At 66.1% G+C, this 6,909-nt stretch carries 8 protein-coding genes; 3 read left to right on the top strand and 5 right to left on the bottom strand.

Features of this window, described 5'->3' with window-relative positions; translation table 11 throughout:
- Nucleotides 1–27: 27 nt before the first annotated feature.
- A complete protein-coding gene (locus JF66_RS05105; protein ID WP_035875950.1) occupies nucleotides 28–468 on the top strand; it encodes an SRPBCC domain-containing protein in 441 nt (146 codons plus the stop codon).
- On the opposite strand, the gene JF66_RS05110 is transcribed toward JF66_RS05105, so the two are convergent.
- Complete coding sequence (locus JF66_RS05110; RefSeq protein WP_035875952.1) at nucleotides 465–2,153, bottom strand: long-chain-fatty-acid--CoA ligase; 1,689 nt, start codon at nucleotides 2,151–2,153, stop codon at nucleotides 465–467. The genes JF66_RS05105 and JF66_RS05110 overlap by 4 nt on opposite strands.
- Nucleotides 2,154–2,209: 56 nt before the next feature.
- Between JF66_RS05110 and JF66_RS05115 the strand changes: the two genes are divergently transcribed.
- Nucleotides 2,210–3,064 carry a hypothetical protein gene (locus JF66_RS05115; RefSeq protein ID WP_035875955.1) on the top strand — a complete coding sequence of 285 codons (855 nt, stop codon included), beginning with the start codon at nucleotides 2,210–2,212 and terminating at the stop codon, nucleotides 3,062–3,064.
- A gap of 161 nt (nucleotides 3,065–3,225) precedes the next feature.
- Here JF66_RS05115 and JF66_RS05120 read toward each other — a convergent pair whose 3' ends face one another.
- The 4 genes from JF66_RS05120 to JF66_RS05135 form a co-directional block, all read right to left on the bottom strand.
- Nucleotides 3,226–4,035: a DUF1206 domain-containing protein gene (locus JF66_RS05120; protein WP_035875958.1), complete on the bottom strand. Its 810-nt coding sequence runs from the start codon at nucleotides 4,033–4,035 to the stop codon at nucleotides 3,226–3,228.
- 217 nt (nucleotides 4,036–4,252) lie between these two features.
- Nucleotides 4,253–5,218 (bottom strand): DUF389 domain-containing protein, encoded by a 966-nt coding sequence (locus tag JF66_RS05125; RefSeq protein ID WP_156109661.1) that lies wholly within the window; start codon nucleotides 5,216–5,218, stop codon nucleotides 4,253–4,255.
- A gap of 197 nt (nucleotides 5,219–5,415) precedes the next feature.
- Entirely contained in the window at nucleotides 5,416–5,937 is a 522-nt protein-coding gene (msrA, locus tag JF66_RS05130; RefSeq protein WP_035875961.1) for a peptide-methionine (S)-S-oxide reductase MsrA, read from the bottom strand.
- 269 nt (nucleotides 5,938–6,206) lie between these two features.
- Nucleotides 6,207–6,461 carry a toxin-antitoxin system YwqK family antitoxin gene (locus JF66_RS05135; RefSeq protein ID WP_197059324.1) on the bottom strand — a complete coding sequence of 85 codons (255 nt, stop codon included), beginning with the start codon at nucleotides 6,459–6,461 and terminating at the stop codon, nucleotides 6,207–6,209.
- A 166-nt stretch (nucleotides 6,462–6,627) separates the two neighbouring features.
- Here JF66_RS05135 and JF66_RS22140 point away from each other — a divergent pair.
- A partial coding sequence (locus tag JF66_RS22140; protein WP_197059325.1) for a J domain-containing protein occupies nucleotides 6,628–6,909 on the top strand: 282 nt, incomplete at its 3' end.

Genomic DNA, 6,909 nt, shown 5'->3' on the forward strand with positions numbered 1-6,909 from the left:
GATCGTGACGACCCGAGGAGAAGATCCATGCCCGCTGGAATCGCAATTACCCGCCGCTTCGCGACCTCACCCGAGCGCGCCTATGCCCTCTGGACCGACCCGGAGCAGTTCTCGGTGTGGTTCGGCACCGAGGCCGTTCGGGTGCCGCTCGACACCCTGTCTATGGACGTGCGCGTCGGCGGCTCATGGAACGCGGTGATGCACTTGCCCAACGGCAGCACCATCCAGTGGACGGGAGACTACACCGAGGTCGACCCACCGGTTCGCCTGGCGTTCACGATGACCGACGACCCCGCCAACCCCGCGCGCGAACCCGTGGCCGTCGACATCACCGCGGTCGACGGCGGAGCAGACATGACGCTGACGCAGACCGGTGGAAACCTGAGCGAGGAGCAGTACGCCCAAACCGCTATCGGGTACAACGCCTTTTTTGACGCGATGGAGAACGTGCTCGCCGCGCGGAACTAGAGGGTGGGCAGCACCTGCTCGCGTACCTGTTTGCGCAGGATCTTGCCGAGCAGGGACCGCGGCGTGTTCTCGATCTGCACGATGCGGCGCGGAATCTTGTAGGCCGCGAGGTGATCGCGGCAGTGGTCGCGGAGTTCTTTCTCGTTGAGTTTCGCGCCGGGTGCGAGCTCGATCGCCGCGACCACCATCTCGCCGCCGCGTTCGAGCGGTTTGCCGAAGACGGCGGCATCGACAACAGAGGGATGCAGGCGCAGGGCCGTCTCCACCTCGGTGGGTGACACGTTGAAACCGCCGGTGATGATGAGTTCCTTGGCACGGTCGACGATTGTGGTGAAGCCGTCGCTGTCCACGGTCACGACATCACCCGTGCGCAACCAGCCGCCCGGCAGCAGAGTCTTCGCCGTCTCGTCGGGGTTGTTCCAGTACCCCTGGAAGACCTGCGGCCCCTTGAGCAGCAACTCCCCTGGCTCGCCCTGGGCAACCTCGACCGTGGGGTCGTCAAGGTCGACGACCTTCATCAGTGTTGACGGGAACGGCACCCCGATCGTGCCCGTGCGACGCGTGTCATGGAACGGATTGCCCAGCGCCACCGGTGATGACTCGGTCATGCCGTAGCCCTCCACGAGGCGGCCGCCCGAGACGGATTCCCACAGCTCGACGACGTGGTCGGGCAGGTTCATGGCCCCGGAGATGCAGTATTTGCACGAGCGCAGCGACACGCCCTTCTCTTTCGCGGCAATCGCGGTGCGCTCATAGATCGGAGGGACCGCGCAGTACACCGTGGCCGGTGACTTCTTCATGGCATCGAGAATCAGGCCGGGCTCGAACTTCGGAAAAAGCACGAGCAGGCCCTGCTTGCGGATGCCGTAGGTGAGGTAGAGCGTCATGCCGAAGGCGTGGAACATGGGCAGGATCGCGTAGAAGATCTCCTTGCGATACTCGTCGCCATGCATCCACGCTTCGCCCTGCAGCGCGTTGGAGTACAGGTTGAAGTGGGTGAGCATCGCGCCCTTGGGCCTACCTGTGGTGCCGGACGTGTACTGGATGGCGGCGAGGTCGTTGACGCTCGGCCTCGGGTGCTCGGTGTCGATCGGCTCGTGGGCGAGAACCTGCTTCCACGGGATCGTTCCGGGGGCCTTGCCGGTAAGCGCAGCCCGCGACGCGCGCAGGCTCTTCACCGGCAGGTTCAGGGCGAGGCGCTTGAGGGTGGGGAACGCCTCCAGCAGGTTGACAGACACCACGTGGTCGATTTCAATGTCTGCGGGGAATTCGCGAATAGCTTCGGCGGTCTTGTCCCAGGCGATGATCACCCGCGCTTGGTGGTCTTCGAACTGGTGGCGCAGCTCGCGGGTGGTGTACAGCGGATTGTGTTCAACGACGACGGCCCCGAGGCGCAGCGCCGCGTAAAAGGCCACGACGTGCTGGGGGCAGTTGGGCAGGATGAGTGCCACCCGGTCGCCGGCGCGCACGCCCAACTGACGCAGGCCTTCCGCAGCCCGGGCAACCTGCTCACCGAGTTCGGCGTAGCTGGTGCGGCGCCCGAAGAATTCGAGGGCGGGGTTGTCGCCGGCTTCAGCGACGCTGCGTTCGAACATCTCCACCAGCGACTCGGTGGGAAGCTCGATCTCGGCCGGGACCCCGGGCTGGTAGTTCGTGACCCAGGGCTGCTGTTCGGTATTCGCCATGACTCCATCCTGCCCCGAATCAGGCGTCGAGGTGACCCGGAGGGTATTCTCGACGGGTGGTATTCACCGATCAGACACTCACAGCGGCCGAGTGGACCGCCCGTGAGGAGGCGCATCAAGACCGGGCGGACGCGTACACCCTGGACCGACGTCGGCGCGCAGAAAGCGGCCGGTCGCATCCGGTGGATGATTTCTTATTCACCTACTACCCGTTTCGTCCGGGGCTACTGAGACGCTGGCATCCGGGAGCTGGCGTGGCGCTCGAGGGTGCGGCGGAGCTCGACCGAGCCTCGTGGAAGTGGTACCGCACCGAGGGGTCGGACGTGGCCGTGGACGAGGCAGCGTTCGTGGAGGCGAAGGGGCGCAGCATCCGTTTCATTGTGTCCCTGCTGTCGAAGACCGCGCTGCGACCGGCGAATTTCGGCTGCTTCGGGCTGCACGAGTGGGCGATGGTGTACCGCCAGGGGGAACACCGGCACGTCGCGCCGCTGCGGCTCGGACAGGGTGAGACCGACGAGGTGGTGGAGGCCAACCGCATCACGTGCAGCCATTTCGACGCGTTCCGCTTCTTCACGCCCGAGGCGCTGCCCCGGAACGAGCTGCAGCCCACTCGGGAGAACCAGCCCGCCCTCGAACAGCCCGGCTGCCTGCACGCCGGCATGGACGTGTACAAGTGGGTGATCAAGCTCGGTCCGCTGATACCGGGTGATGTCTTGCTTGACTCGTTCGAGCTGGCCCGCGATATCCGCCGCCTCGACATGCAGGCCTCGCCGTATGACCTGGGCGACTGGGGCTACGAGCCCGTGCCGGTGGAGACCCCTGCGGGCAAGGCCGAATACGTGCGGCGGCAGAAGGAGTTCAGCCTGCGCAGCACCGCCCTCCGGGAACGCGTGGTCTCGCTGGTCACCTAACCCGGCCCCGCGGCTGGCTCGTGGCCCTCGTTGGGCTCGATGGCACTCGTCTGAACACGTGCCCCGCTCGCAATCGAGTGCCGCGAGGCACAGGTGGGAACGTGATCATGAACACGGGCTACGACGAACCTCGCCGATCCGCAACGTTCCCCGTTGTACGCTCAGAAGCGGGCGCGCCAGGCCCGGGCAAAGCAGTAGACACCGTACAGGATCAGGCCGATTCCGACCGAGCTGAGGATGAGGCCGCCGTATGGAAGGGCCGCGAGGCTCTTCAGCGCCCCATCGAGGCCGGTGGATTTGCTGGCATCGTGCGTGAACGCCGCGATCAGAATGAGGACACCGACGACTCCCAGCGCGATCCCCTTCGAAATGTAGCCGACGATGCCGATCCCGATGACGGCGCGGCCGGCCGGCCCGCTCGGCACGGCGATGTCGGCGGTGAATTTCTTCTTGGCTCCCTTGTAGACGAAGTAGCCCGCGACGGCCAGCGCCACGAGACCACCCGCGACGAGCACGACCACACCGCCCGGGGCCGCGAGCAGCGCAGAACTCGCGTCCTCAGCGCTCCCGGAGGAGCTCTTCCCGCCACCGACGGCAAACGTGGCCGCCGTATAGCCCAGAACGAAATACACCGCGGCCTTGCTGAGATTCGCGCCGCGCCGCGCCCATCGTCGCGTCGGATCGGCCCCCTGCATCAAGAAGGCGCTCAGGGTCAGCCAGACACCGAGAGCGGCCAAGCCCACGACGATCGTCCAGAGGATGAATACGCCACCAGGGTTGGCCGCGAGTTGGCCGAGGGCACCGGACTGGTCGGCTGCACCCGCACTGGCCCCGACAGCGACCGAAATAGCGATCGCGGCGATGAGGATGTGCAGCAGACCGTTGACGGCAAAGCCGAGCCGGGCTAGGGCCTGGAAGGGGACGCTGCGCTGTGCCGTGCGGGCGGCATCGGTGGCTGAATCGGGACTCATCTACTCAGCCTAAGTCGCCGCCGCAGTTGCCGGTGTGCCGGTCGGTTCAGAAAACCGGTGTTTTTCACGCCACGGCGTTTCGCCGGTCAGTTTGACCCGGCGAGTCGCGATTCGACCGGTTTTAGTCACGCGCGAGTCGCGGCGAGGGGTGTGAGGGCGCGTGGCCAGACACGAGCCGCGAGTACGCTCGGATGCTCGGATGCCGCGGGGTCTGGCCCTAGAAGTCGACCGAGTACGCCGGCACGAGATCAACGTGCACGAGAGAGGGATCAATGCCCGCCTCGCGCAACCGCCTCTGCAGGTCGTCAGTGTTCGGCACAGGGAGTGCCCCGGCCACGCGCACGTTCACCTGGCCTCGGTCGGTCGCGATGCTGACGAATTTCCAGCCGACAGCCGTCGCCCATGCAGAAGAGACGACCTGCACGGATGCCTCCCGCACGGTCGACTCCGCCACGGTCAGGCTGGAAACGGACAGCGGCACGAGGATGACGACGCCCATAGCGGCCGTGACCAGAATGCCTTTCCGCAGCCTCGCGCGGCGCTCGCGAGGGGTCGCCGGCTTCGGCAACAGGCCGTTGACGCCGTAGAGCGCCATGACCACTACTCCCGTTCCGAGGATCGCGGCGACATTCGTCACGAACAGGAGCAACGCGCCCAGGGCTTGCTCGAATGCGCCGGCCTCCAGAGTCAGGCCGACCACCGACAAGGGCGGGACCAGCGAGATAGCGATGGCCACGCCGGGCAGAGCGTCGGAGATATCCCGGCGCACGAGCGCGATAGAGCCGACCGCACCGGTCGCCAATGCGGCAAGCAGGTCGATCAACCTCGGGTTCACCCTTGATGCGACCTGCGAGTTGTTTTGTGCCACGACATCGACGGGAACGATCAGTCCGAGCACGACGGCGATCCCGATCGCCACGGCCGCACCCGTGAGTACGAGTGCGATCGATCGGGTGAGGTTGCCCCGGTCGCCGAGAACGGTCGCGAGCATCGTCGCCTGAATCGGCAACAGCAGCGGCGCCACAATCATCGCGCCGATCACGGTGGCGGTCGAATCGGCTGCGACACCCGCCGCGGCAATGATCGACGACAGCACGAGCAGAATCCAGAACCGCGTGACGCGTTCGCCCGCGCGAGGCCCGTCGAAGAACACGGACGCCCGCATCTCGGCGAGATCACTCATCGCAAGACGAGCCGGCCTCATCGCCATGGACACCCACCCTCCCGGTTGACTAGGAGAGGACATCGTATCCGGATCCCCGCACTCGTCGAGGTACCTGAATCTCAGGCCGACCTGGGTTGTTCAGCAGCCGCTCCGCGAATCAGGAGCCGCGCACCTTCCTGCGATGCGCGGCTCCGTCGGGGCGAGAACGGACAGGTCTAGCGGGCAGGCTCCGCGTCTCGGCTCGGCAGCGTCCAGCCCGGACGCACAAAGTGGCAGGTGTATCCGGAAGGGTACTTCTCGAGGTAGTCCTGATGTTCCTCTTCGGCCTCCCAGAACGGGCCTGCTGCGGTCACCTCGGTCACGACCGTGCCAGGCCAGATCCCCGAGGCGTCGACGTCGGCGATGGTGTCTTCCGCGACCCGCTTCTGTTCGTCACTCGTGTAGAAGATCGCAGAACGGTAGCTGGCTCCCCGGTCGTTGCCCTGGCGGTCCCGCGTGGAGGGGTCATGGATCTGGAAGAAGAACTCCAGCAACTCGCGATAGGAGATGAGCGTGGGGTCGAAGACGATCTCCACCGACTCCGCATGGTTGCCGTGGTGGCGATAGGTGGCGTTGGGGGTCTCGCCGCCCGAATACCCCACGCGCGTGGAAACAATTCCCGGGCGCCGGCGAAGCAGCTGCTGCGCTCCCCAGAAACAGCCCCCGGCCAGAATCGCCTTCTCCGTTGTGTGTGTCATCGTTTGTTCTCCCTGCCGTGCCCAGTGTCGGAGCACGCTCCTGTCGCCTACCGCGACCTCGCCCGATGCAACGCGGGGGTGGTGCGCAATGTTCCGAGAAACCTGCTGCCGTCAGCGAGTTCTCAGGCTACGCGCCCCGGCGGATGCGTGAGTGCGAGTCATCCGTCGCCGTCGCTCCCCGACGCCCCGCTCCGGCCACGTCCCGACCCGTGGCACTCGTTTCCTTGCCTGGCTCTCGAGTGCACGAGCGCGGGCCAGCACGAGGACGGTCAGTCGCGAGTCGCGGGCGGCTTCATCTGGGTGATCTTGTGCGGCTGGCCGCTGCGGTCGTAGGTTATCCACTCGCCCACCTGAACGCCGCGCGCGAAGTGGCCGGAGCGCATCTTCGAGCCGTCCTGGCGAAACCATTCCCAATAGCCGGTGAGCTCGCCGTCGACACGGTGTCCGTGCGCCTTGATCGCGCCGTCCGCGTACCGCTCGAAGCGCTCGCCGTTGTCGGTGGTGTCGCCGTTCATGACCGGCATGGGTCCTCCTCTGTCGTGATCGAGCCTATGCATATTTCCGGTCCGCAGGCTCTTATTTTGGCCTCTGCGTCGATAAACTGGGGCGGCTCGACGCCCCGCCCGACCGCTCGATCAGAGGATGACGCGTGCACAAACAGCATCCTCCCGGCGCAGTGGATTCCAGCCGATGAGTGCTCGGTCCGAAAACTATTACGAGTTGTTTTCTCTCGCTCCCCACGCCAGCCCAGCGGAACTCAAGGTGGCGTATCGGCGCCTGATCAGGCTTCATCACCCCGACATCGCCGGCCCGCGCGGTGAAGCGATGACAAAGCGCATCAACGCAGCGTGGTCGGTGCTCTCCGACCCGAGTCGGCGCAGCTCGTACGACCTGTCCCTTCGTCAGCCGGCAGCCGAACGACCCGCCCCTGGCCCGCCTGCTGCCGCGCCGAGGGCAGCACAGACCGCGCCG

The sequence above is a fragment of the Cryobacterium sp. MLB-32 genome (genome assembly GCF_000738085.1).
In the GTDB taxonomy this organism is placed as follows: Bacteria; Actinomycetota; Actinomycetes; order Actinomycetales; family Microbacteriaceae; genus Cryobacterium.

Bases quoted from the DNA above. Each gene is read 5' to 3' on its own strand.
- JF66_RS05105 (WP_035875950.1), top strand. From the start codon at position 28: ATGCCCGCTGGAATCGCAATTACCCGCCGCTTCGCGACCTCACCCGAG.
- JF66_RS05110 (WP_035875952.1), bottom strand. From the start codon at position 2,153: ATGGCGAATACCGAACAGCAGCCCTGGGTCACGAACTACCAGCCCGGG.
- JF66_RS05120 (WP_035875958.1), bottom strand. From the start codon at position 4,035: ATGAGTCCCGATTCAGCCACCGATGCCGCCCGCACGGCACAGCGCAGC.
- JF66_RS05125 (WP_156109661.1), bottom strand. From the start codon at position 5,218: ATGAGTGATCTCGCCGAGATGCGGGCGTCCGTGTTCTTCGACGGGCCT.
- msrA (WP_035875961.1), bottom strand. From the start codon at position 5,937: ATGACACACACAACGGAGAAGGCGATTCTGGCCGGGGGCTGTTTCTGG.
- JF66_RS05135 (WP_197059324.1), bottom strand. From the start codon at position 6,461: ATGCCGGTCATGAACGGCGACACCACCGACAACGGCGAGCGCTTCGAG.